The 270-nt window shown below is 72.6% G+C and carries 1 protein-coding gene; it reads right to left on the reverse strand.

Annotation, left to right across the window (positions count from 1 at the left end; all coding sequences use genetic code 11):
- Positions 1-270 (reverse strand): SDR family NAD(P)-dependent oxidoreductase (locus tag SB754_RS20420; RefSeq protein ID WP_410784186.1); only part of this gene is annotated, 270 nt, incomplete at both ends.

A 270-nucleotide genomic window follows, 5' to 3' on the forward strand; every position in this document is an offset into this window, starting at 1 on the left:
GTCGAGGCCGCCCTGCTCGCTGCGCACCCGATCGAAGAGGTCGGCGACCTGGCCGTCATCGGCGTGGTCGCAGACGGCGACGATGCCCTGGCCGCCCGCGGCTGTGACCAGCTCCGCGGTATGCGCAACGGTGCCCGGCAGATCCGCGTCGCCTTCGTTGACCGTGCGTCCGGTGACGTAGACAGTGGCGCCATGACTGCCCAGCGCGACCGCAATGCCCTTGCCCGCGCCCCGCGAGGCGCCGGTGACGACGGCGACCTTGCCGCTCAG

Source organism: Leifsonia sp. SIMBA_070 (genome assembly GCF_046534635.1).
Lineage (GTDB): Bacteria > Actinomycetota > Actinomycetes > Actinomycetales > Microbacteriaceae > Leifsonia.